We start from the raw sequence: 23143 nt of genomic DNA, 5'->3' as shown, positions 1-23143 counted from the left end.
AACCCGGCCCGACCTAGTAAACTGTCCAGCGCGCACGCCCGGCCCGGCCGCGGCGCCACACCCCCGATTGGAGCAGGCATGGCCTGGAACATTCCCGGCAAGAACGATGACAGCGGGTCCGGCAAGGACCGTCGCAACCCCTGGAAACCGCGGCGCGGCAATGGCGGTGGCCTGGGCGGGCTGTTCGACAATTTCAGCGGCATGTTCGGCGGCGGCAGCGGCAACCCGCTGCGCTGGATCGGCCTGGCGCTGGTGCTGTGGCTGGCGTTCAACTGCTTCGTGCTGGTGGCCGAGCAGCAGCGCGGCGTGGTGCTGCGCTTCGGCCAGTTCTCGCGCGTGCTAGAGCCCGGCCCGCACTTCAAGCTGCCGTGGCCGGTCGAGCGCGTGATCAAGGTGGCCGCCACCCAGATCAAGACCTTCAGCGACAACGTGCCGATCCTGACCAGCGACGAGAACATCGTCCAGGTCGAGATCAACGTGCAGTACCGCGTCAGCGATGCGCAGAAGTACCTGTTCGGCACCCGCGACGCCGACCAGATGCTGCAGCAGGCGGTGCTGTCCACCGTGCGCGAACAGGTCGGCCGCGCCGACCTCGACACCGTGCTCGGCGCCCGCGAGGCGCTTGCCGTCTCGGCGCGTCAGATGCTGCAGGCCTCGCTGGACGCCTACCGCACCGGCCTCGTGGTCACCGAACTCAACCTGCCCAACGCGCGCCCGCCCGAAGAGGTCAAGCCCGCGTTCGACGACGTCAACAGCGCCCAGCAGGACAAGGACCGCCTGATCAGCGAAGCGCGTGCCTACGCCGCCAAGATCGTGCCCGAGGCGCGCGGCCAGGCGGCGCGCGTGCGCACCGTGGCCGAAGGCTACAAGACCGCATCGATCGCCCGCGCCACCGGTGACGCGGAGCGCTTCAGCCTGCTGGTCGACCAGTACCACGGCGCGCCCGAAGTCACCCGCAAGCGCCTGTGGCTGGAAACGGTGCAGGGCGTGCTGGCCGAGAACCGCACCATCGTCGGCGGCGACAGCCGCCAGCTGATCTACGTGCCGATGGCCAAGGGCGGCAGCGCATCCACGTCGCCGCCGCTGCTGACGCCCGACATGGTCGCGCCGACCATCAACGCCAGGCCCGACGACGACATCCGCCCCGGCCGCAATCCGCGCGGCAACGAGGAGCCAGGCCGATGAGATTCAACATCCTGATCCCGCTCGTCATCGCGGTCGTGTTCGGCCTGATGGGTTCGGTCTACGTGGTCGCCGAAGGCCACACCGCCATCGTGCTCAACCTCGGCCGCGTCGCCCGCAGCGACATCGGCCCGGGCCTGCACTTCAAGTGGCCGCTGGTCGAAAGCGCGCTGGTCTTCGACCGCCGCCTGCAGGTGCTCGACGCGACCCCGGAGCGCTACCTGACCTCCGAGCGCAAGGACGTGTCGGTGGACTTCTTCGCCGTCGGCATGATCGAGGACGTGCGCGCGTTCTACCGCGCCACCGGCGGCGCCGGTGCGGTGGCCGAGGAAGTCGCGGTGCAGCGCCTGGCGCCGATCATCAAGGACTCGCTGCGCAACGAGGTCAACGCACGCACGCTGTCACAGGTGGTGTCCGGCGACCGTTCCGAAGTGATCGGCCGCCAGCTCGAGAACATCAACAAGGGTGCGAAGAACATCGGCATCCGCATCGTCGACCTGCGCATCAAGAAGATCGACCTGCCGACCGACAGCACGGTGATCCGCGACGTCTACAAGCGCATGAGCGCGCAGCGCCAGCAGGTGGCCAGCCGCCTGCGCGCCGAGGGCGAGGAGCAGGCGCAGACGATCCGCTCGCAGGCCGATCGCGAGCAGACGGTGATCGTCGCAGAGGCCGAGCGCGACGCGCAGAAGCTGCGCGGCGAAGGCGATGCCGAGGCCACGCGGATCTACGGCGTGGCAGCCAACCGCGACGCCGGCTTCTACGCCTTCCAGCGCAGCCTGGAGGCCTACCGCAAATCGTTCTCGGGCGGCGACAGCGTGATCGTGCTCGACCGCGACGATCCGTTCCTGCAGTACATGCGCAACGACAGGTAGGCCGCGGTGTCGGACCTGTGGGCGGCGCTGTGCCTGGTCGCGGTGCTGGAGGGCCTTGTGCTGTTCGCCTTCCCGAATGCATGGAAGCGCATGGCCGGGCAGATGCAGGCGATGGAGGGCCGGCAACTGCGCACCGCTGGCGCGTTGCTGCTCTGCGCCGGCCTGGTGACGCTGTATCTCGTGCGCCGCGCGGGCTGAGCTGACCGCGCCGTAGCGCAACAAGAGCGCCCTCATCCGGTGCTTCGCACCACGTTCTCCGGCAAGCGGGAGAAGGGCTCGGACGGGGGAGGCTCGCGCATGGATCAAAGCGGCTCTTCGCCTGGGCTCGGACGACGGATGTTGCGCACTGCCGACAGCCGTCCCCGCGTGCACTCCGGCAGCGAATGCCGTTTCGATGAAAGTGCTTCTCGCGGATGGGGCTCCACCGGCGAATCCTCGCGCCTCCAATGAAAGCCCTTCTCACGCTTGCGGGAGAAGGTGCGCGAAGGGCGGATGAGGGGATGGGAGCGCAGCGAAGCGTGCTTTCCACCCGCAGCGCAATCGCTATTCCCCGACGCCGACTTCCAATGGCACGTCGTGCGCGCGCAACCACGCCACCACTGCCTTGCGGTTCTCTCGCGCCGACGCGGACAGCGACGCCTCCGGCGTGGTGAAGAAATAGGCCTGGAAAGTGGCGTCCTGCACGCTTTTGGCTTGGGGATTGGCGCCAGCGTCGAGCAGCTGCAGCACGTGCTCGCCCGCGTTGATCATCGCCGCGCGGTGCAGTGGCGTGTAGCCCTGGCGGTCGGCGACGTTCAGGTCCGCGCCGGCATCGAGCAGCATCCGGAACTGCGCGTCCGTGCGCGGCGACACCGCCACCGCCAGCGCGGTCTCGCCATTACGGTGGTTCGGCGCATTCGCATCGGCGCCGTGCGCGAGCAGCAGGCGCAGGTACTCGGGGTCGTCGGCGATCGCAGCGGTGTGCAGGGCGGTAGTGCCATTGAAGCCCGGCGCATCGGGCTTCGCGCCGCTGTCGAGCAGCGCCTCGAAGCCCGCCTTGTTGGCGACCATGATCGAGTACTGCAGCAGGTTGATGCCGTCCTTCCCCTGCGCGTCGGGATCCGCGCCGCCGCGCACCTGCGCACCGATCGCGTGCGCATTGCCGTGGTCGATCGCGCTCGCCAGCTCCGATGCGCTGGCGTCGTTGAACAGGGTGTCCATGGAATCTCCATGACAGGCGGTGACCGACAGTAGCATCGGCAGCAGCAGCATCGACGTCAGCGTGCAGGACGGGCGCACGGCGGCATTGTGTCCGTGGAACGGATCAAGGTCGAGTGCGCACCCGTGCCAAGGCAACCGGGCGCGGTCAGAACCGGTCGCGCAGCCAGTTCACGCCGTCGGTCAGGGTCTGGTCGACCTTGCCGACCACGTCCGAGCCCTTGTCGGCCAGCCAGCCGGCGCCGTCGAGCGCGGCCTGCGCGACGTCACCGGTCGCGCGCCTGGTCGCGCCGCTGGCGAACCCCAGGATCCGCACCGCGTCGGCGGTGCCGCCCAGCACGAAGCGCTCGACCGGATTGGACGCCGCATCCGCGCGCGCATCGATCGCCTTGCCGGCGTCGGTGGTCAGCCCCTCGACGGTGCCGGCTGCCACGTCGGCCCCCGACGACACCACGTCGCCGGCCACGTTCAGGCCGGTCTGCAACTGCTCGCCGGCGATGCTCCAGCCGGCCTGCACGTGGTCGCCCGACGCGACGTCGGTGGCCTGGATGGCCGCGATGTCGGACTGGCCGCGGGCCAGGTCGCCGCGGATCTCGTCCACGCCTTGCGCGACCTCTTCGGTTACCCGACGCTCGACCTCGCGCGAATTGAACGGCGACATCAGCGTGCGCTCGACGCTCGCCGGATTCTCGTAGCCGGGCTGCCACGGTTCCTGCTGCAGCATCGTGTCGATCAGCACCTGCTGCTCGTGGCTGCTCACCGCGCGGGCGAGATAGCGCACGCCGCTGCCCAGGTCGCCGAGCGGGCCGGGCAGGTTGGGTAGCCATTCGACGATGTCGTTGACGATGCCGGCCGCGGTCGGATCCATGCCGGTGCGCTCGAGCCCGTACTCGACGACGCGGTCGGCCAGTTCGCCCTCGGGCCTGACCACGATCTGGTGGCCGATCGCGTCCGGCGCCAGCGGCGCGGTGAACCAGCCTTCCTGCACCTGCGTCAGCGCATCTTCCTGCATCGAATAGCGCCGCACCTGGCCACCCTCTGCCTGCTGGCGGAAGGTGTCGCCATCGAGGCCCAAACGCTCCAGCGTGCGGTCGTGCACGCCGGACGGATCGAAGGTCACGGCCGGAATGCCCGTCACCGCGGAGGCCACGGTGGCCAGCCCGCCGCCCTGCGAATGCCCGGTGATCGCCAGGTTGGTGTAGGCCGGATTGCCGTCCGCGTCCACGCCGCGTTCGCCGAACGCGTGCGCAAACTCCTGCGCCGCCTGCGGCGCCAGGCGGTCGAACTCGTCGGTGACCTGGCCGGTGCCTTGGGCGAAGTTGGTCATCCAGTCCGCCGCGCCTTCCTGGGTGCCGCGGAACGCCAGCACGTAGTTCCCTTGGCCGTCGGTGAACACCTGCGCCTTGAACTGGCTGCCGGGCACGTCGAGCCGGCCCGGATCCATGCCGGCGGCCTGCAGCTGGTCGTTGTCCAGCGCGGTCCAGCCGCAGATGTCCTGGGTGCCGGTCTCGTAGGTGGCCAGCGACATCCGCATCATGTCGACGTCGACCTGCCGCCCCTGCTGGCCGCTGAGGTACGACGAGAAATTGGCCGCGTCGTAGGGCATCGCCTGCCCGGGGCCGCAGGTGCCCGGCGGATTGAGCTGCGGGTGGTAGGCCGGCTCGGGGACGTAGGGTGACACCGGGTTCGCGGCGCGCCCGGCGGCGGGCGGCGGAAAGCTGGCCGGCAGCTGCGGGACATTGCCGCGGGGCGCGAAGTCTCCGATGGTCAAGCCCATGTCCGTGTCCCGGAATTTGGATTTCCCGACCATACGGTGCCGTCGGCGCCGGAAAAAGCTGGTGCCGACCCTAGGCAACGCGCGCCGCCCGCCGGCGCCAGGAGCGCGACAGGATCGGCTTCAACCTCGCGCTTTTCGCATCGCTGGCTACCAACCTCATCCAGCCAGACGACCTCACGACAACGCTTGGTCATCCTGTGGGAGCGGCCATGGCGGCGACGCGCTTCCTGTCCAAGGCAATCGTGGCCATGGCCGCTCCCACGGCATCGGTCCAGACGGCCCCTCACTTGCCCACATCCGACGCAACCCGCTCCGCCAACCGTCGCTGGCCTCCACCGTCCGAAACCCGGATAATGCGCAAAAGCCGGACGGGCAAGCTCTCACGAGCCGACCGCCGGCTTTTTCCGCGTGTGGAACATGGCAAGGCGACGCCGCCGCCTGCGCCATCCTCGCCAACGCACCGGATCGCTCGCGGCTGATGCCGCTCCTACCAATTCGCAGCAGGAGTTTCGCAATGGGTCAGTCAGTGGTGGTGCTGGGCGCGCAGTGGGGCGACGAGGGCAAGGGCAAGATCGTCGACCTGCTGACCCAGGACATCGGCGCCGTCGTGCGCTTCCAGGGCGGCCACAACGCCGGCCATACGCTGGTGATCGGCGGCAAGAAGACCGTGCTGCACCTGATCCCCTCGGGCATCCTGCGCGACGACGCGCTGTGCCTGATCGGCAACGGCGTGGTGCTGTCGCCGGCGGCGCTGATGAAGGAAATCGGCGAGCTGGAAGAAGCCGGCGTGGAGGTGCGTTCGCGGCTGAAGATCAGCCCGGCAACGCCGCTGATCATGCCGTACCACATCGCCCTGGACCAGGCCCGCGAAAAGGCCGCCGGCGGCAAGGCCATCGGCACCACCGGGCGCGGCATCGGCCCGGCGTACGAGGACAAGGTCGCGCGCCGCGGCATCCGCGTGGCCGACCTGCATTACCCGGAGCAGCTGGCCGAACTGCTGCGCACCGCGCTCGACTACCACAACTTCGTGCTGACCAGGTACCTGGACGCCGACGCGGTGGACTACCAGCAGATGCTCGACGAGGCGCTGGCCTTCGGCGAGTACGTCGAGCCGATGAAGTCCGACGTCGCCGGGATCCTCCACGACCTGCGCAAGCAGGGCAAGAAGGTGTTGTTCGAGGGTGCGCAGGGCGCGCTGCTCGATATCGATCACGGCACCTATCCCTACGTCACCTCCAGCAACACCACCGTCGGCGGCGCGCTCGCCGGCACCGGCGTGGGCGCGGACGCGATCGACTACGTGCTCGGCATCTGCAAGGCCTACGCCACGCGCGTGGGCGGCGGTCCGTTCCCGACCGAGCTCGACGACGACATCGGCCAGGGCATCCGCGACCGCGGCCAGGAATACGGCGCCTCCACCGGCCGCCCGCGCCGATGCGGCTGGATCGACATCGTCGCGCTCAAGCGCGCGGTGGCGATCAACGGCATCAGCGGGCTGTGCATCACCAAGCTCGACGTGCTCGACGGCATGGACAAGCTGAAGATGTGCATCGCCTACCGCTACCGCGGCAAGGAAACCGAATACGCCCCGCTTGATGCGCAGGGCTGGGACGAGTGCGAGCCGGTGTACCTGGAGTTCCCCGGCTGGAGCGAGAACACCCACGGCGTGACGGAGTGGAACGACCTCCCGCCCGCCGCCCGCGCCTACCTGCGCGCGCTGGAAGAGCTGGCCGGCTGCCCGCTGTCGATCGTCAGCACCGGCCCGGACCGCGAGCACACGATGGTGCTGCAGGATCCGTTCGCGTAAGGCCGCCGCCTGCAGCGCGAGGGGATCACCCGGGGCCGGATGCGGTGAGCGGATCGATCCCGGTTGGCGGCCGCTGCTTCACCTACGTGCTGCCGTGCGCGTGGGAGGACCACTGCAAGATCGGGTTCTCGCGCGATCCGCTGTCGCGGCTGCAGCAACTGCACCGGCGCTGGTACGAGTTCTTCGACCTCGACCGCGCGCTGCTGGTGGAAACCGAAACCGTGCGCGATGCGCGCGACCTGGAACTGGAGTTGCGCCGGCCCCTGGCCGCGCACAATGCGCCCGCGCCGCTGACCGTGCGCAGGCAGGCGGCCGGGCACACCGAGTGGTTCCGGGGCGCGGCACCGCAGCTGGAAACGGCGGTGGAAGGGTTGCGCCAGCGCGGCTACGTCGTGCACGCGCCGTTGCGCGAATGGGTGCGCGCGATCCTGCTGGCTCGCAGCGACCCGCTGTTTGCCTGGACCCAGGCACAACTGTCGCCGGACGAACTGGACGGACTGGCAGGACCCACGCCGGTGCAACGGATGGTGCGCGACACGCTGGACGCCTATCGCGCGCTGGAGATCGATCTGGAGCCGTTGCTGCCCCCGGAAGCCTGGCGCTGGTACCGCAGGCCAGGCGGACGCTGAAACCGCCGCGGCGGCTCCCGCGCAGGCGAAGTCAGGCGGTGGGATGTCCCGTGTGCGGCGTGTGGACCAGGTCGGCGAGGTCGTACCCTTGGGCGCGCGCATGGGCGAGGTAGTCCTGCATGGTCGCATCGTCCAGCGCCGGCTGCCGTGCAAGCAGCCACAGGTATTTGTGATCCGGGCTGCCCACCAGCGCTGTGGTGTAGTCCGGGTCGATCCTGAGGATCCAGTAGTCGCCCTTCGTGAACGGGATCCAGCGCAGGCCCGCGGGCAGGAACGTCACTTCGAGCTTGCTGTTGCTGTCGTCGACGGCACTGGCTTGGCCGATCGACTCCTGGAGTTCGCCCTTGCCGTCGAGCGCGCGGTTGCGCACGCGCACCTTGCCGTCGTCCTGCAGGGAGTAGTGCGCGGTGATGTCGGTGAAGTCCTTCGGCTCATGGCGCATCGGCAGTCGCGCGATCTCGAACCAGGTACCCAGATAGCGCGGCAGGTCGATGGACGCGACGGTGGCGGGTTCGTTGTGGGTGCTGTGCATGGGGATGTCGGGAAGAAGTTGGAATGCAGGATCGCGCGTCGTGGATGAAGTGCATGTAGCGGGCAGCGGCGCGGTTCGCCTGCCGCACCAGGCGCGGGCCCTCCGGAAAATCCAGCGCGTTGACCATGTCGATGGTGATCAACGCGCTGTGCGGCCCGCGGGTGCGCGTCATCGCCTCAGGTGAGTTCGGCCTTGCGCGCAGCCATGCGCTCGCCGAGCTCCAGCAACTGCGCCTTGTCCATGAGCGCCTTGGCGCGCGGGAACATCTCCTTTTCCTCCTCGTCGGCGTGGTGCTCCACCAGCTCCTTGAGCACCTTCGCACGGCCGCTGAACTGGTCGGAACTGACATCCGTCTTGAGCAGGTCCGGCAGCACCAGGTCGCCCGCGGCGCGATGTTCTTCCATCGCCTCGAAAAACATCTTGTTGTCGTCGGCTTTCTCTCCGGCCGCCTTGAATGCTGGATAGAAGATCTCCTCCTCGATCGTGGTGTGCGCCTCGAGTTCGGTCCTGATCTTTTGCAGCAGTTCGGTGCGGGTCTTCGTTGCGCGAGTCGTGGTTTCGGCGAGCTCGGCCAGCATCGCGCGCACCGTCTTGTGATCCTGCTTGAGCAGGGAAATGGCATCCATCGGGTTTGTCTCCATCGCGGGTATCGGAGCCGCAAGCGTCGAGTGCAGGCTGTGGACAGGCCGTGATCGTGCATCCCGGTAGACCTGCGCTCTTCGCATTCATCTACATGAGCGCAGCAGCGCAAGTTCTTCTCGCCCCCTTGATTCATCCGCGTCGATAGTGGGTATGCGGCGGAGCGCTATTGCATCGACGCCAATCCCCTGAGGAATTTCCCCATGTTTGCCCACAACAAGCGGCTGCAATACTCGGTCCATGTGTCGGAGTGCAATCCCGGACTGGCCAATCTGATGCTCGAACAGTTTGGCGGTCCGCAAGGGGAGCTTGCGGCCGCCATGCGTTACTTCACCCAGGCGCTGTCGGATGACGATTCGGGACGCAAGGACATGCTGCTTGACATCGCCACCGAAGAGCTGAGCCACCTCGAGATCATCGGCACCATTGTCGCCATGCTCAACAAGGGCGCGAAAGGTCGTTTGGCGGAGGCGGTGGACGAAGAAGCCGAACTGTTCCGTTCGCTGCAGGGTGCGGGCAATGATTCCCATGTGACGCAGGTGCTTTATGGCGGCGGTCCCGCGTTGACCAACTCGGGTGGGCAACTTTGGACAGCCGGATACATCGACAGCATCGGCGACCCGGCTGCGGACCTGCGCTCGGACATCGCCGCCGAGGCGCGCGCGAAAATCATCTATGAGCGCCTGATCAACGTTACCGCGGACCCGGGAGTCAAGGATGCGCTGCGCTTCCTGATGACGCGCGAGATGTCGCACCAGAAGTCGTTCGAGAAGGCGTTGTACTCGATCGAACCGAATTTCCCGCCGGGCAAGCTGCCGGGAATGCCGGAATTCGCGGAGATGTACGTCAACACCTCGCAGGGCGAAGGAGACGCGCGGGGTCCGTGGAACAGCGACGACAACTTCGAGTACGTCAGCGACCGCGAGCAGTTCCTGGCAATGGATGGGGGCGACGGCATGTCGTCGGTCAAGTTGTCGAGGGAAGAAAAGAAGGTTCTCGGGGCAATGGCGGGAAGGACCCGTTCCGATCCAGCGGCGGATCCGCTGACCGGCATTGCGATCGGGAAGGCGCCGGGCACGATGCCGAAAACCGAAAAGATCGAAGCCGGCCCTGCGAAGGCATCGGCGGGCGGGAAGAAGGCGGCGAAGGCAAAGCAGGCAGTTTCACGCAAGCGGTAGCGGCACGGGGAAGGTGCGCGATTTGCCTGCGAAAGGTAGTCGCGGCCTTCCTGTTTGCTGCCGGCATCAGTGTCCGGAGAAGCCGATTTCCGGTCGATGGCCTTCGCGGCTTCCGGACGACGGCGGCGACTGCTCCTGCGGCTCCCCGGCATCGACACGACATTGAATTCGTGCAGCTGGCCTGCGTGCTGATGAGGCGCTCGAACCAGCGCAGCTTGTAGCCGAACTTCGGGCCCGGCTGCGGGTTGCCGCCGGGGAGCTACAGGCAGGCGATGACGAGCGTGCCGGAGCGCTACTTCTTTTTCTTCTTGCCGCCGCCGTCCTGCTTGTTCACGGTGGCCCAGGCGATGCGTTCGGCGGAATCTTCGCTGCGGCCCTTCTTCTTTTCGCTTTCCTCGATGTGCGAGGCCTGGCGCTTCTGCTTGTCGGTGTAGCTGGATTTGTCTCCGCGCGACATGGCCCTTGTCTCCGGATGGGGGTGGGAGGAGGAAACTGCGGACGCGATCAGGAGCGCGTGAAATCCGGCATGGAGGGCGGTCAGCAACCTGACCGGAGCGGACTGGCGCACCCAGGAGATCGACGCAAATCGCTGATCCGGCTGCCGTCTTGATCGATGAGATCACGAGGTGGCGCAATCGACTCCGACATGGACTTGCATTCGCCCGGGAAGGTAAATATATTTTTACCCATGACCAGCGACCTCACCGACCGCCAGCGCGCCGTGCTCGACTTCATCCGCGAGCACGCCGCCAGCGAAGGCCTGCCGCCGACGCTGCAGCAGATCGCCGACGCGTTCGGCTTCCGCCAGGCGTGCGCGGCGCACAAGCACGTGCGCCGGCTGCAGGAAGCGGGCTACCTGGACGTGCGGCCCCACGAGGCGCGCGGCATCCGCCTTGCCGGCGGCCGTGGCCGCGGTACGCGTGCGCGGCTGCGCGACGACCGGCTGGAACTGCCGGTGCTGGGCCGCGTCGCCGCAGGCGCGCCGATCGGCGCCGATGCCGGCGTCGAACGCCACGTGCTGCTCGACCGCGCGCTGTTCGCCAACAGGCCCGACTACCTGCTGCGGGTGAAGGGCGACTCGATGCGCGACGACGGCATCTTCGACGGCGACCTGGTCGCGGTGCAGCGCACCCGCGAGGCCCGCAACGGGCAGGTGGTGGTGGCGCGCGTCGACGGCGAGATCACCATCAAGCGCTTCGAGCAGACCCGCGCGCAGATCCGCCTGCTGCCGCGCAATCCCGACTACGCGCCGATCGTGGTGGAGCCGGGTTCGGATTTCGCCATCGAAGGCCTGTATTGCGGCCTGGTACGCAACGGCTGATGGGCGCGGTGGATGCCATTGCCGGCACGGCCGCGCCCAGCCTCGATGCGCTGCTGTCGGCGCAGACCCTGTGGCGTGCCGGGCGCGCGCCGGCGACGGCGGCAGGTGGCGAGCCAACCGGGCATTCCGCGCTTGATGCACTGCTGCCGCAGGGCGGATGGCCCCGACGCGCGCTGACCGAACTGCTGCTGCCGGCCGACGGCGTGGGCGAACTGTCGCTGCTGCTGCCCACGCTTGCGCGCATGACGCAGGCGGGCATGGTGGTCGCGGTGGTCGCGCCGCCGTACCTGCCGTATGCGCCGGCATGGCAGGCGGCGGGCGTGGACCTGCGCCGGCTCGAAGTCATCGACGCCGATGCGCGCAACGCGCTGTGGGCGTTCGAACAGTGCCTGCGCAGTGCCGCGTGCGGCGCCGTGCTGGGTTGGCCAGTGCACGCCGACGCGCAGTCGCTGCGGCGCCTGCAGGTAGCCGCCGACACTGGCGACTGCCTGGGCTTCGCCTTCCGCGACCGCAGGCACGCGGCCAACCCGTCGCCGGCCGCACTGCGGCTGGAACACGCCGGCGGCGCCTGGCACGTGCGCAAGTGCCGCGGCGGCAACGCGCCTGCCAATGCTTTCCCGCTCCATGTAGGAGCGGCGGAAGCCGCGAGCTCTTCGCCCGGCTCGCAACAAACTCTTGTAGGAGCGGCTTCAGCCGCGAGCTCTTGCTCCCTCCCCTGCGAAGGCAGGGGAGGGCTGGGGAGGGGGGCCTTCGGGCATCGTCGCGAACCCTGGACACCCCCTCCCAGCCTCCCCCTGCCTTCGCAGGAGCCAAGGCAACAGTTCGCGGCTGAAGCCGCTTCCACAAGGGCATCCGCTCCTGCAAAAGTCGCCGCCCTCGCGGGGCTTCGTTGAGCGCGCCATGCTCTGGGCCTGCATCCACCTGCCGCAGCTGGCGCTCGACGCCGTCCTCCGGCGCACGCCTGACCCGACCCGCCCGCTGGCACTGGTCTCCGGTCCCGCGCACCTGCGCCAGCTGCACGCGGTCAACGATGCCGCCGGGCAGGCGGGACTGAAGCCGGGCATGCGGCTGTCGGCGGCGCACGCGCTGCTGTCCGACGTCGCCCTGGTCGAACACGATGCCTCCGCCGATGCGCGCTGGCAGCGATTCCTTGCCGCGTGGGCGTATCGCCACAGTTCGCAGGTCAGCGCGCAGTGGCCGGGCGCGATCGTGCTGGAGGTGCGGGCGAGCTTCCGCCTGTTCGGGCCGTGGCCGCGCTTCGAGGCGCGATTGCGCGAGGAACTCGACGGCTTGGGTTTCCGCCACAGCATCGCGCTGGCGCCGACGCCGCGCGCGGCGCTGGTGTTCGCGGGCTTGCGCGACGGCTTCGCGGTGACCAGCGCCGCGGCCATGCACGAGGCGCTGGCGCGGGTGCCCGTGCGCCGCGCCGCGCTGCCAGGCCGCAACGGCGATGGCGACCCCGGAGAACGCCTGCATCGCATGGGCGTGCGTACCCTCGGCGCACTGCGCGCATTGCCGCGCGACGGCCTGCGTCGTCGCTTCGGCAGCGAATTGCTCGACCACCTCGACCGCCTGCACGGCGAAGCCGACGATCCGCTGGCTTGCTACATGCCGCCCGACCATTTCGAGGCGCGCATCGAACTGGGCTTTGAAGTGGAAAGCCACCAGGCGCTGCTGTTCCCGCTGCGGCGGCTGGTCGGCGACCTCGCAACGTATCTTTCGGTGCGCGACGGCGGGGTGCAGCGTTTCGTGCTGCGGCTGGAGCACGAACAGGACCACACCGACGTGGTGGTTGGCCTGCTCGCCGCCGAGCGCGCGCCGGGGATGCTGTTCGACCTCACGCGCAACCGGCTTGAGCAGGCGTCGATCCCGAAGCCGGTGGTCGCGGTGCGGCTGCTGGCACGCGAACTGCCGCCGTTCGTCCCGGCCTCGCGCGACCTGTTCGACAGCCGCCCGGCGCAGGCGCTGCCGTGGCCGCAACTGCGTGAACGCCTGCGTGCGCGGCTCGGCGACGAGGCGGTCTGGCGCGCGGCACCGACGGGCGACCCGCGGCCGGAGCTCGCATGGCGCCGCGCATCGGCCGACGACGACGCGGCGTGCGCGCGGGAGGCGCCCCTTCGTCCGCGGCGCCCGGCGTGGCTGTTGCAGCGGCCGGTGCCGCTGCGCGATCCGCACGTGCGCATCGTCTCTGGCCCGGAGCGGCTGGAAAGCGGCTGGTGGGACGGCGCCGACGCGCGCCGCGACTACTACCTCATCGAAACCTCGCAGGGACAGCGCGCCTGGGCCTTCGCGCCCGTGGGCGAGCAGGGAAGCTGGATGCTGCACGGCTGGTTCGCGTGAATCGTCGCGAAGTGCCCTGTGGGAGCGGCCATGGCCGCGGTTGCGGTGGGAGCAACGACATCGCGGCCATGGCCGCTCCCACGGCAATCACATGGTCGTGGGATGTCGGCCCGGGCGAAGGTCTGAATGAGGGCAGGCGCTGCGGGGTGAAGGTATTCCTGGTGGAGGAAGGGCCATGAGTGCCGACGACGACTACGGCCTGTCTCCCGGCGTCGCTCCCGACACCCCCGGCGCGCACGTCCCGCGCATCGTGCGCATGCGCGAGCGGCTGCGCGAATCGTCGCGCGGCGCGGCCAACGACGACCCGCACGGCGACGCGCCGGCGTATGCCGAACTGCACTGCCTGTCGGACTTCACTTTCCTGCGCGGCGTGGCCAGTGCGGAGGAATTGTTCGAACGCGCGAAGCACTGCGGCTACGAGGCGCTGGCGATCACCGACGAATGCTCGCTGGCCGGCATCGTGCGCGCGCTGGATGCGGCGGAAACCGTCGGCATCCATCTTGTCCTCGGCGCCGAGTTCCGCCTCGACGACGGACTGCGACTGGTGCTGCTGGTCGAGAACCGCGCCGGCTACTCGCAGCTGTGCCGGCTGATCACCGTTGCGCGGCGCGCGGCGGAGAAGGGCGAGTACCGCCTCGGTCGCGCCGATGTTGAAAGGGAAGCCTTCGACAACGCTGCCACCGGCCTGTTCGCGCTGTGGCTGCCCGGCGCCGAACCGGATCCAGGCGAAGGGGCGTGGCTGCGCGGCGTGTTCGGCGACCGCGCGCACCTGGCGGTGGAACTGCACCGCGAGGACGACGATGCCGCACGCCTGGCGCGCCTGCTTGCGCTGGCTGCCGAGCTGGGCATCGTGCCGCTCGCCGCCGGCGACGTGCACATGGCCACGCGCCGCCAGCGCGTGCTGCAGGACACGGTCACCGCGATCCGCCATGGCCTGCCGCTGGCCGAATGCGGCGCGCACCTGTTCCGCAACGGCGAGCGCCATCTGCGCACGCGGCGCGCGCTGGGCAACATCTACGGGACGACCAAAGGCGGGAAGGCGCTGCTGCAGGCAGCGGTGGAACTGGCGCGGCGCTGCACATTCGACCTGCGCAAGGTGAAGTACGACTATCCGGCCGAGCTGGTGCCGAAGGGCGAAACGCCTGCGTCGCATCTGCGCAAGCTCACCGAGGCCGGCATGCGCAAGCGCTGGCCGGAAGGCACTCCAGTACAGGTCGCCAAACAGATCGACAATGAGCTGGCGCTGATCGCCGAACTCAGGTACGAGGCGTTCTTCCTCACCGTCGAGGACATCGTCCGCTTCGCCAAGGAGAAGAAAATCCTCTGCCAGGGCCGCGGTTCGTCGGCCAACTCCGCGGTCTGCTTCGCGCTCGGGATCACCGCGGTCGATCCAGCCGAAAGCCGCCTGCTGCTGGCCCGCTTCCTGTCGAAGGAGCGCAACGAACCGCCCGACATCGACGTCGACTTCGAGCACGAACGGCGCGAGGAGGTGATCCAGTACGTCTACCGCAAGTACGGGCGCACGCGCGCCGCGCTGGCCGCCACCGTGATCCGCTACCGCGGCAAGAGCGCGGTGCGCGACGTGGCCAAGGCTTTCGGCCTGCCGCTGGACCAGGTCGCGCTGCTCGCCGAGTGCTACGGCTGGGGCAACGGCGAGACGCCGATGGAGCAGCGCCTGCGCGAGGCCGGGTTCGACATCGACAATGCCCTGGTCGCGCGCGTGCTGGCGGTGACCGAGATGCTGCGCGGCCGGCCGCGCCACCTGTCGCAGCACGTCGGCGGCTTCGTGATCTCCGACCAGCCGCTATGGCAGCTGGTGCCGGTGGAGAACGCGGCGATGGACGACCGCACCATCATCCAGTGGGAAAAGGACGACCTGGAATCGATGGGCATGCTCAAGGTCGACTGCCTGGCGCTGGGCATGCTGACCTGCCTGCGCAAGGCCCTGGACCTGGTGCGCGTGCATCGCGGGCGCGACCTGGAGATCGCCACGATCCCATCCGGCGACGAGGCGACCTACGACATGATCTGCCTGGCCGACACCGTGGGCGTGTTCCAGATCGAATCGCGTGCGCAGATGGCGATGCTGCCGCGGCTGCGGCCGCGGAAGTTCTACGACCTGGTGGTCGAGGTGGCGATCGTGAGGCCGGGGCCGATCCAGGGCGACATGGTGCATCCCTACCTGCGCCGCCGGCAGGGCAAGGATCCGGTGGCATACCCGTCGCCGGGCATCGAGGAAATCCTCGGCCCGACGCTCGGCGTGCCGCTGTTCCAGGAGCAGGTGATGGAGCTGGTGATCCATGCCGGCTACTCGCCAGAGGAGGCCGACGGCCTGCGCCGTTCGATGGCGGCATGGCGCCACGGCGGCGACATGGAGCCGCACCGCGAGCGCATCCGTGCGTTGATGCTCGACAAGCACTACTCACCCGAGTTCATCGACCAGATCTTCGAGCAGATCAAGGGCTTCGGCTCCTACGGCTTTCCGCAGAGCCACGCGGCCTCGTTCGCGAAACTGGTCTACGCAAGCTGCTGGCTCAAGCGCCACGAACCGGCAGCGTTCGCCTGCGCGCTGCTCAACTCGCAGCCGATGGGCTTCTATTCGCCCAGCCAGATCGTGCAGGACGCGCGACGGGGCCGGGCGGCGCGCGAGGGCGTGGAATTCCTGCCAGTCGACGTGATGCACAGCGACTGGGACAACACGCTGGTCGACCTGACTCCCCGTAGGAGCGCCCCATGGGCGCGATGCATTCCCGGGGAAACCATCGCGCCCATGGCGCGCTCCTGCGAGGAGCAGCCTGCGATCCGCCTGGGGTTGCGCCAGGTCTCCGGGCTTTCAGAAAACGTTGCGAACGCCATCGTCGCCGCGCGTGCAGGGCATCCGTTCCGCAGCGTCGCCGACCTGTGCCTGCGCGCGAACCTCGACGAAAAGGCGCGCAGCGCGCTCGCCGAGGCCGGCGCGCTGCGCACGCTGGCAGGCAATCGCAACGACGCACGCTGGCTCGTCGCCGGCATCGAGCGCCAGCGGCCGCTGCTGCCGGGCAGCCCCGACGAGGACGCCATCGCATTGCCGGCGCCGGGCGCGGGCGAGGAGATCCTGTCCGACTACCGCGCTACCGGCCTGTCGCTGGCCGCGCATCCGCTGGCGCTGCTGCGCGAACAGCTGCGCGCACGCCGCGTGCTCGGTTCAAACGATCTGCGCGGCCAGCGTCACGGCCGCAGCGTCTATACCGCCGGCATCGTCACCCAGCGCCAGCGCCCGCAAACCGCCAGCGGCACGATCTTCGTCACGCTGGAGGACGAGCACGGCATGGTCAACGTGATCGTCTGGCCGCACGTCGCGCTGCGACGGCGCAAGGCCTTGCTCGGTTCCACGCTGCTTGCGGTGCGCGGACGCTGGGAGCAGGTCGATGGCGTCGAGCACCTGATCGCGCGCGACCTCGACGACCTGAGCGCGATGCTTGGCGGCTTGCGCACGCAATCGCGGGATTTCCATTGAGCCGCTCGATGGAACATGCGCCGTGTGGGAACGGCCATGGCCGCGATGCTTCCGGTAGCCCATCGCGGCCATGGCCGCTCACACGCATGCCTCGGCCGCTGGGCGCTTCCGGGTCCGGCCCATCGCTGGACCTGTTCGCTTCCCCGATGACGCAACTGCTCGATGACGCCGAAGGCGGCGTGCGCTACTGGCCATCGTTCGTCGATGCGGCTACCGCGGACGCCTGGTTCGAGGCCCTGCAAGGCGCCGAATGGAAATCACAGCGGCGGATGATGTACGACCGCGAAGTCGACGTGCCGCGTCTGGTCGCGTCGTACTGGCTGGACGGACTGCCGCCCGACTGTCCGCTGCCGCTGCCCGGCATGCTGGCCAGGGTGCAGGCGCAGGTACCGGCGCCGTTCAACGCGGCCGGCATGAACCTCTACCGCGACGGCCGCGACAGCGTGGCGATGCACCACGACACGCTGCACATGCTGGTGCCGGGGCAGCCGATCGCACTGGTGTCGCTGGGCGACGCGCGGCGCATGCGCATCCGCTCGCAGGCCTGTCATCGCGAGGCGGTCGACGTTGCGCTTGCGCACGGCAGCCTGCTGGCGATGAGCCATGCCTCGCAGCTGACCCACGAACACGGCATTCCCAAGACCGCCAGGCCGATGGGGCCGCGGATGAGCGTGGTGTTCCGGGTACGGCCGCCGCGCTGATTCGGCATCCCGCCTGCGGCTCTTGTAGGAGCGGCTTCAGCCGCGAGCTTTTACCTCCGCACTCGTGGGTGCTGGCAAAAGCTCGCGGCTGAAGCCGCTCCCACAAGATCGAGAGTCGCACCTTCAAGTGCCCGGCACCCTCATCCCCAAACGCCAGGCACATTCATCCCCTGACGCCATGCATCGTCATCCCCGAGTGCTTTTATCGGGGATCCATGGACATTCGCGGGCGCGGCCGAAAAGCTCGCGGCTGAAGCCGCTCCTACAAGAGCCCATCCACCTGCGAGGTCATCCCCGCGCAGGCGGGAGGGTTTCACAGCAGCGGCAGGCTGGTCATCCAGTGGCCTGGATTCGGCAAAAAGCTCGCGGCTGAAACGCTCCCACAGGTTTGACAAGCTCAAAGTCCTGCCCATCCAATGAGGACGGAATTCGCCCGCGCCGGGGGGGCCGGATAAAAGGAAGCCCCGCGATGCGGGGCTTCCTGTCGGGTAAGCGATGCGGCGTGGACTCACACCACGTCCGGCTCGCTGAACGCCTCCGGTTCATCGGCGAACTCGCCCACCGGGATGCAGCTGCAAAACACGTTCTTGTCGCCGTGCACGTTGTCCACTCGCGCCACCGGCGGCCAGTACTTCTGCCGGCGCAGGCTGGCGAGCGGGAACGCGGCCAGCTCGCGCGGGTAGGCGCGGGTCCATTCGCTGGCCGAGACCTGCGCCGCGGTGTGCGGGGCGTTGAGCAGCGGGTTGTCGTCGCGGTCGAGCTTGCCTTCGGCCACCGCGCGGATCTCCTCGCGGATCTGGATCATCGCGTCGATGAAGCGGTCCAGCTCGTGCTGCGATTCGCTCTCGGTCGGCTCGACCATCAGCGTGCCGGCGACCGGGAAGCTCAGCGTGGGCGCGTGGAAGCCGAAGTCGATCAGGCGCTTGGCCACGTCCTCGGCGCCGATGCCGGTGGCGTCCTTGAGCGGGCGCAGGTCGAGGATGCATTCGTGCGCGACCAGGCCGTTGCGACCGGTATAGAGCGTCTCGTAATGCGGCTCGAGTTTCTTCGCGATGTAGTTGGCGTTGAGCAGTGCCACCTGCGTCGCCTTGCGCAGGCCGCCGGCGCCCATCAGCGCGATGTACATCCAGCTGATCGGCAGGATGCTGGCCGAGCCGAAGGTCGCCGCGCTGACCATGCCGCCGGCGTCGTCGCTGCCGAAGGCCTTGGGCAAGAACGGCGCCAGGTGCGACTTCACCGCGCACGGGCCGACGCCGGGGCCGCCGCCGCCGTGCGGGATGCAGAACGTCTTGTGCAGGTTGAGGTGCGAGACGTCCGAACCCCACTTGCCGGGCCGCGCGACGCCGACGAGGGCATTCATGTTGGCGCCGTCGGTGTACACCTGCCCGCCGTGACTGTGCACGATCTCGCAGATCTCGACCACGTCCTCCTCGAACACGCCGTGCGTGGACGGGTAGGTGATCATGATCGCGGCGAGGCGGTCGGCGTGCTTCGCGGCCTTGGCGCGGATGTCGTCGACATCGACGTTGCCGTTGGCGTCGCAGCGCGTGACCACGACGGTCATGCCGCACATCTGCGCCGAGGCCGGGTTGGTGCCGTGCGCGGACTCGGGGATCAGGCAGATGTCGCGATGGCCTTCGCCGCGCGAGCGATGGTACGCACGGATCGCCAGCAGGCCGGCGAACTCGCCCTGCGCGCCGGAGTTGGGCTGGAAGCTGACCGCGTCGTAGCCGGTGATCTCGGCGAGCATCGCCTCCAGGCCGTCGATCAGTTCGCGGTAACCCTGCGCCTGGCCGGCAGGGGCGAGCGGGTGAATGTCGCCGAACTCGGGCCAGGTGACCGGGATCATCTCGGCGGTGGCGTTGAGCTTCATCGTGCACGAGCCCAGCGGGATCATGGTGCGATCCATCGCCAGGTCCTTGTCGGACAGCGCACGCATGTAGCGCAGCAGCTCGTGCTCGCTGTGGTGGCTGTTGAACACCGGGTGCTGCATGAACTTCGACTGGCGCCGCAGCGCGCCGGGCAGGGCGTCGGCGGTGGCCGCGTCGAGCGCGTCGATGTCGTCGATCGCCGCGCCGAACAGGCCGGCCAGTGCGATGACGTCGGCGCGCGCGGTGGTTTCGTCGAGGCTGATGCCGACGCTGCCGGCATCGATCGCGCGCAGGTTGATGCGCGCGGCTTCGGCCTTCGCGTGCAGCGCGGCGGCGTCGATGCCGGTGACGTGCAGGGTGTCGAAGAAGTCGTTGCCCACCGCGACCCCGGCCTTGCGCAGCGCGCTGGCGAGGATCGCGGCGAGGCGGTGCGTGCGGCGGGCGATGCGCACCAGCCCGTCGGGGCCGTGGTAGACCGCGTACATGCTCGCCATCACCGCCAGCAGCACCTGTGCGGTGCAGATGTTGGAGGTGGCCTTCTCGCGGCGGATGTGCTGTTCGCGGGTCTGCAGGGTGAGGCGGTAGGCCGGGTTGCCCTCGGCGTCGATCGACACGCCGATCAGACGGCCGGGCATCGAGCGCTTGTAGGCGTCGCGGCAGGACATGAAGCCCGCGTGCGGGCCGCCGAAGCCGAACGGCACGCCGAAGCGCTGGGTGTTGCCGACCACGATGTCCGCGCCCCATTCGCCGGGCGAAGCCAACAGGGTGAGCGCGAGCAGGTCGGTGGCCACCGCGACCAGCCCGCCGCGCGCGTGCACCGCGTCGGCGACGGCCTTGTAGTCGTGGATGCGGCCGAAGGTGTCGGGGTACTGCAGCAGCACGCCGTAGCTTTCGACGGCGGCCGCGTCGGCGTCGTCGCCCACGTGCAGCTCGATGCCCAGGCCGTCGGCGCGGGTGCGCAGCACCTCGAGCGTCTGCGGATGCACGTTCTTCGAGACGAAGAATACGTCGGACTTCGACCGCGACGAACGCTTGGCCAGGGTCATCGCCTCGGCCGCGGCGGTGGCTTCGTCAAGCAGCGAGGCGTTGGCGATCTCCATCCCGGTCAGGTCGGCGACCATGGTCTGGAAGTTGATCAGCGCCTCCATGCGGCCCTGCGAGATCTCAGCCTGGTAGGGCGTGTAGGCGGTGTACCAAGCCGGATTCTCGAGGATGTTGCGCAGGATGACGTTGGGGACAAAGGTGCCGTAATAGCCCTGGCCGATGAAGCTGCGGAACACCTCGTTCTTGTCGGCGATGGCGCGGATCTTCGCCAGCGCGTCGACCTCGGTCAGCGAGCCGGGCAGGGCGAGCGCGTCCTTCGCGCGGATCGAGCCGGGGACGATGGCGTCGGTCATCGCGTCGAGCGAGTCGTGGCCGACGATGCGCAGCATGTGCGCGATCTCGGCGTCGTTGGGGCCGATGTGGCGTTCGACGAAGGCCTGGTTGTGTTCGAGGTCGCGCAGGGAGGGCGTCTTGGGCATGGTGGGGCGTCCATAGTTGGCCTGCAGGCCGGGCCTGCAATGGCGTGCGTGCGAACCCGCACGATGGGCGCCCCTCTGTCCTTTTGCCTGAGAGTTTGGAAGCGGGCGGGGGAGGATCGCGCGCTTCGTGCCCCTTCGGCGCCGGTTCTGCGTGTCCGCAGCCGGTCTCTCCAGAGTGATTGGGTTTGCCGGCGCATGCGGAGTACTCCACATGTGTCGACAGACTTGGCACGCGGCGGTCTGGGGCCTGAGCGATTACGGGCGTTGCGCCTTCGGCAGCGACCATGCCGTCCTGGCCCGGTCGCTTCTCCCGCTGCGTGCTGCCGGTGGATTATAGCCCGGGCAGGGCGCGGGGCTGGCCGGCGTCCGCGCGGAATTCGCGGGGCTCCGCGGCCCGTGGCGGCTTGTCGCGGGACCCGGCTGCGAGTTGGCGTCCAGAAGCATGTCCAGCCCCGCAGGAGCGTCCTATGGGCGCGATCGCCTTTCCCGGGCAAGCCAATCGCGCCCATGGGGCGCTCCTGCGGGAATCGGGATGGTCTATTCCGGAGCCCATGACCGCATGCCGCGTAAGATGGCCGGCCGCGCCGAAGCCATCGTGACATCCCTGAGGTCTGGGGCCGCCCCCTGCAGGAGTGGCGTCAGCCGCTCCTGCGGAAGCAGGGCGTTCCTTCCGCCCAGTGCGTTATTGCCACCCCAAGTCCCCATGCCCCCCACCCAGCCGACCCAGACCGTCCCGCTGCGCCGCCTCGCCTTCCTGCTGGGCGGGCTGGCGATGTTCGGGCCGTTCTCGATCGACACGATCTTCCCGGCGTTCGGGCACATCGGCGCCGAGCTCGGCGCCGACACGGTGGCGATGCAGCAGACGATCAGCGTCTACCTGCTGGCCTACGCGCTGATGAGCGTGGTGCACGGGCCGCTGTCGGATGCGATCGGACGACGCAAGGTGATCATCGGCGGGTTGAGCATGTTCGCGCTGGCCTCGGTGGGCTGTGCGCTGGCGCGCGACCTGCCGACGCTGCTGGCGTTCCGCGCGCTGCAGGGCCTGTCGGCCGGCGTCGGCCTGATCGTCGGGCGGGCGTTGATCCGCGACGTGCTGCACGGCGACGATGCGCAGCGGCTGATGAGCCAGGTGTCGATGATCTTCGGCGTGGCGCCGGCGATCGCGCCGATCATCGGCGGCTGGATCCTCGGCTGGGCGCACTGGTCGGCGATCTTCTGGTTCCTGGTGGGATTCGCGCTGCTGCTGTTGCTGGCGGCGTCGGTGTGGCTGCCGGAAACGCATCCGCCGCAGCTGCGGCTGTCGCTGGCACCGAAGCGCCTGCTGCGCGATTACTGGGCGATCTTCGTCAACCCGCGCTTCCAGCGGCTGGCGGCATCGGGCACGTTCAACTTCAGCGCGCTGTTCCTGTACATCGCCTCGGCGCCGGCGTTCGTGATGGGCCTGATGGGGCTGGGCGAGCGCCAGTTCGGCTGGTTCTTCATCCCGATGATCGGCGGCATGATGCTGGGCGCGTATACCTCGGGGCGCAGCGCCGGCAGGATCAGCGGCGCGCGGCTGGCGAACATCGGTTTTATCTGCTGCGGCGTCGGCGCGGTGGCCAACGTGGCCTACAACCTGCTGGTGCCGGTGCCGTCGATCCCGTGGGCGGTGCTGCCGATGGCAATCGGCTCGTTCGGCATCGCGCTGGTGTTCCCGATCCTCACCCTGGCGGTGCTCGACATGTATCCGCGCCAGCGAGGTTCGGCATCGTCGCTGCAGGCGTTCACGGGATTGCTGATGAATGCGATCGTCGCCGGCCTGCTGTCTCCGCTGCTGAGCCACAAGGGCCTCCACCTCGCGCTGGGGTCGGCCGTGTTTGCGCTGCTGGGCTGGGTGTTCTGGCGCTGGGAGATGGGCATGGCCGGCCGCCACGTGCCGGAGGGCACGCAGGACGCCGCGGCGCTGGAGCCCACCGACCGCCTGTAGGAGCGCCCCATGGGCGCGATGGTTTTCCCGCAGGGCATCGCGCCCATGGGGCGCTCCTGCGCGGACGCCAGGTGCACCGTAGGTCGGGGCTACGCCCCCGACGACGTTT

Annotated in this window: 16 protein-coding genes, 3 pseudogenes and 2 riboswitches; of the genes and pseudogenes, 12 read left to right on the top strand and 7 right to left on the bottom strand. The window is 68.9% G+C overall.

From position 1 onward, the window contains the following. The first annotated feature begins 78 nt into the window (after positions 1–78). The 3 genes from hflK to H570_RS0109135 are packed head-to-tail and all read left to right on the top strand — an operon-like array spanning position 79 to position 2255. Complete coding sequence (gene hflK / locus H570_RS0109145) at positions 79–1185, top strand: FtsH protease activity modulator HflK (RefSeq protein WP_027080471.1); 1107 nt, start codon at positions 79–81, stop codon at positions 1183–1185. Continuing rightward, on the top strand, positions 1182–2057 hold the full coding sequence (gene hflC, locus H570_RS0109140; RefSeq protein ID WP_027080470.1) for a protease modulator HflC: 876 nt from the start codon (positions 1182–1184) through the stop codon (positions 2055–2057). The genes hflK and hflC overlap by 4 nt, the downstream gene beginning before the upstream one ends. A gap of 6 nt (positions 2058–2063) precedes the next feature. Then, positions 2064–2255 carry a DUF2065 domain-containing protein gene (locus tag H570_RS0109135; protein ID WP_027080469.1) on the top strand — a complete coding sequence of 64 codons (192 nt, stop codon included), beginning with the start codon at positions 2064–2066 and terminating at the stop codon, positions 2253–2255. Positions 2256–2600: 345 nt separating this feature from the next. Here H570_RS0109135 and H570_RS0109130 read toward each other — a convergent pair whose 3' ends face one another. Next, entirely contained in the window at positions 2601–3335 is a 735-nt protein-coding gene (locus H570_RS0109130; RefSeq protein ID WP_156899919.1) for an ankyrin repeat domain-containing protein, read from the bottom strand. Positions 3336–3402: 67 nt separating this feature from the next. Continuing rightward, positions 3403–5031, bottom strand: a complete 1629-nt coding sequence (locus H570_RS18185) for a Tle-like phospholipase domain-containing protein (RefSeq protein ID WP_051176259.1) — start codon at positions 5029–5031, stop codon at positions 3403–3405. 514 nt (positions 5032–5545) lie between these two features. Here H570_RS18185 and H570_RS0109120 point away from each other — a divergent pair. Beyond that, the gene (locus H570_RS0109120) at positions 5546–6838 is read left to right on the top strand and encodes an adenylosuccinate synthase (protein ID WP_027080467.1); all 1293 of its coding nucleotides are present in this window, start codon (positions 5546–5548) and stop codon (positions 6836–6838) included. A gap of 44 nt (positions 6839–6882) precedes the next feature. Continuing rightward, positions 6883–7467 (top strand): GIY-YIG nuclease family protein, encoded by a 585-nt coding sequence (locus tag H570_RS0109115; RefSeq protein ID WP_036135767.1) that lies wholly within the window; start codon positions 6883–6885, stop codon positions 7465–7467. A gap of 31 nt (positions 7468–7498) precedes the next feature. On the opposite strand, the gene H570_RS0109110 is transcribed toward H570_RS0109115, so the two are convergent. Both H570_RS0109110 and H570_RS0109105 read right to left on the bottom strand, forming a co-directional pair. Beyond that, on the bottom strand, positions 7499–7999 hold the full coding sequence (locus tag H570_RS0109110; protein ID WP_036135764.1) for a lipocalin family protein: 501 nt from the start codon (positions 7997–7999) through the stop codon (positions 7499–7501). Between the two features lie 176 nt (positions 8000–8175). Next, positions 8176–8625 (bottom strand): PA2171 family ribosome-binding persister protein, encoded by a 450-nt coding sequence (locus tag H570_RS0109105; RefSeq protein ID WP_027080464.1) that lies wholly within the window; start codon positions 8623–8625, stop codon positions 8176–8178. Between the two features lie 216 nt (positions 8626–8841). On the opposite strand from H570_RS0109105, the pseudogene H570_RS17020 reads away from it, so the two are divergent. Further along, positions 8842–9741 (top strand): annotated as a pseudogene (locus H570_RS17020) (manganese catalase family protein); the annotation flags it as partial. Positions 9742–10006: 265 nt separating this feature from the next. On the opposite strand, the pseudogene H570_RS19105 reads toward H570_RS17020, so the two are convergent. Next, positions 10007–10096: pseudogene (locus H570_RS19105) on the bottom strand (exodeoxyribonuclease III); the annotation flags it as partial. 12 nt (positions 10097–10108) lie between these two features. Next, on the bottom strand, positions 10109–10273 hold the full coding sequence (locus H570_RS19100; protein WP_027080463.1) for a hypothetical protein: 165 nt from the start codon (positions 10271–10273) through the stop codon (positions 10109–10111). 231 nt (positions 10274–10504) lie between these two features. Here H570_RS19100 and lexA point away from each other — a divergent pair, with 231 nt between their 5' ends. The 5 genes and pseudogenes from lexA (at position 10505) to H570_RS0109070 (ending at position 17674) form a co-directional block, all read left to right on the top strand. After that, a complete protein-coding gene (gene lexA, locus H570_RS0109090) occupies positions 10505–11137 on the top strand; it encodes a transcriptional repressor LexA (protein ID WP_027080462.1) in 633 nt (210 codons plus the stop codon). Continuing rightward, positions 11137–11760, top strand: a pseudogene (imuA, locus tag H570_RS17015) (translesion DNA synthesis-associated protein ImuA); the annotation flags it as partial. The gene lexA and the pseudogene imuA, both read left to right, overlap by 1 nt. A 277-nt stretch (positions 11761–12037) precedes the next feature. Next, positions 12038–13477 carry a Y-family DNA polymerase gene (locus tag H570_RS0109080; RefSeq protein WP_027080461.1) on the top strand — a complete coding sequence of 480 codons (1440 nt, stop codon included), beginning with the start codon at positions 12038–12040 and terminating at the stop codon, positions 13475–13477. Positions 13478–13652: 175 nt separating this feature from the next. Next, the gene (locus H570_RS0109075; protein WP_027080460.1) at positions 13653–16973 is read left to right on the top strand and encodes an error-prone DNA polymerase; all 3321 of its coding nucleotides are present in this window, start codon (positions 13653–13655) and stop codon (positions 16971–16973) included. Positions 16974–17098: 125 nt separating this feature from the next. Then, positions 17099–17674: an alpha-ketoglutarate-dependent dioxygenase AlkB gene (locus H570_RS0109070; RefSeq protein WP_027080459.1), complete on the top strand. Its 576-nt coding sequence runs from the start codon at positions 17099–17101 to the stop codon at positions 17672–17674. A 508-nt stretch (positions 17675–18182) separates the two neighbouring features. On the opposite strand, the gene gcvP is transcribed toward H570_RS0109070, so the two are convergent. Continuing rightward, positions 18183–21068, bottom strand: a complete 2886-nt coding sequence (gcvP, locus tag H570_RS0109065) for an aminomethyl-transferring glycine dehydrogenase (protein WP_027080458.1) — start codon at positions 21066–21068, stop codon at positions 18183–18185. 65 nt (positions 21069–21133) lie between these two features. Then, positions 21134–21252, bottom strand: a riboswitch (glycine riboswitch). Between the two features lie 42 nt (positions 21253–21294). Continuing rightward, a riboswitch (glycine riboswitch) is annotated at positions 21295–21391 on the bottom strand. 380 nt (positions 21392–21771) lie between these two features. Here gcvP and H570_RS0109060 point away from each other — a divergent pair. Next, a complete protein-coding gene (locus H570_RS0109060) occupies positions 21772–23034 on the top strand; it encodes a multidrug effflux MFS transporter (protein ID WP_027080457.1) in 1263 nt (420 codons plus the stop codon). Positions 23035–23143 lie beyond the last annotated feature (109 nt).

The sequence above is a fragment of the Luteimonas mephitis DSM 12574 genome, from assembly GCF_000422305.1.
GTDB classification, from domain to species: Bacteria; Pseudomonadota; Gammaproteobacteria; order Xanthomonadales; family Xanthomonadaceae; genus Luteimonas; species Luteimonas mephitis.
Note: the sequence above shows the minus strand (reverse complement) of the source record. Positions and strands in the feature narration are given on the sequence as shown.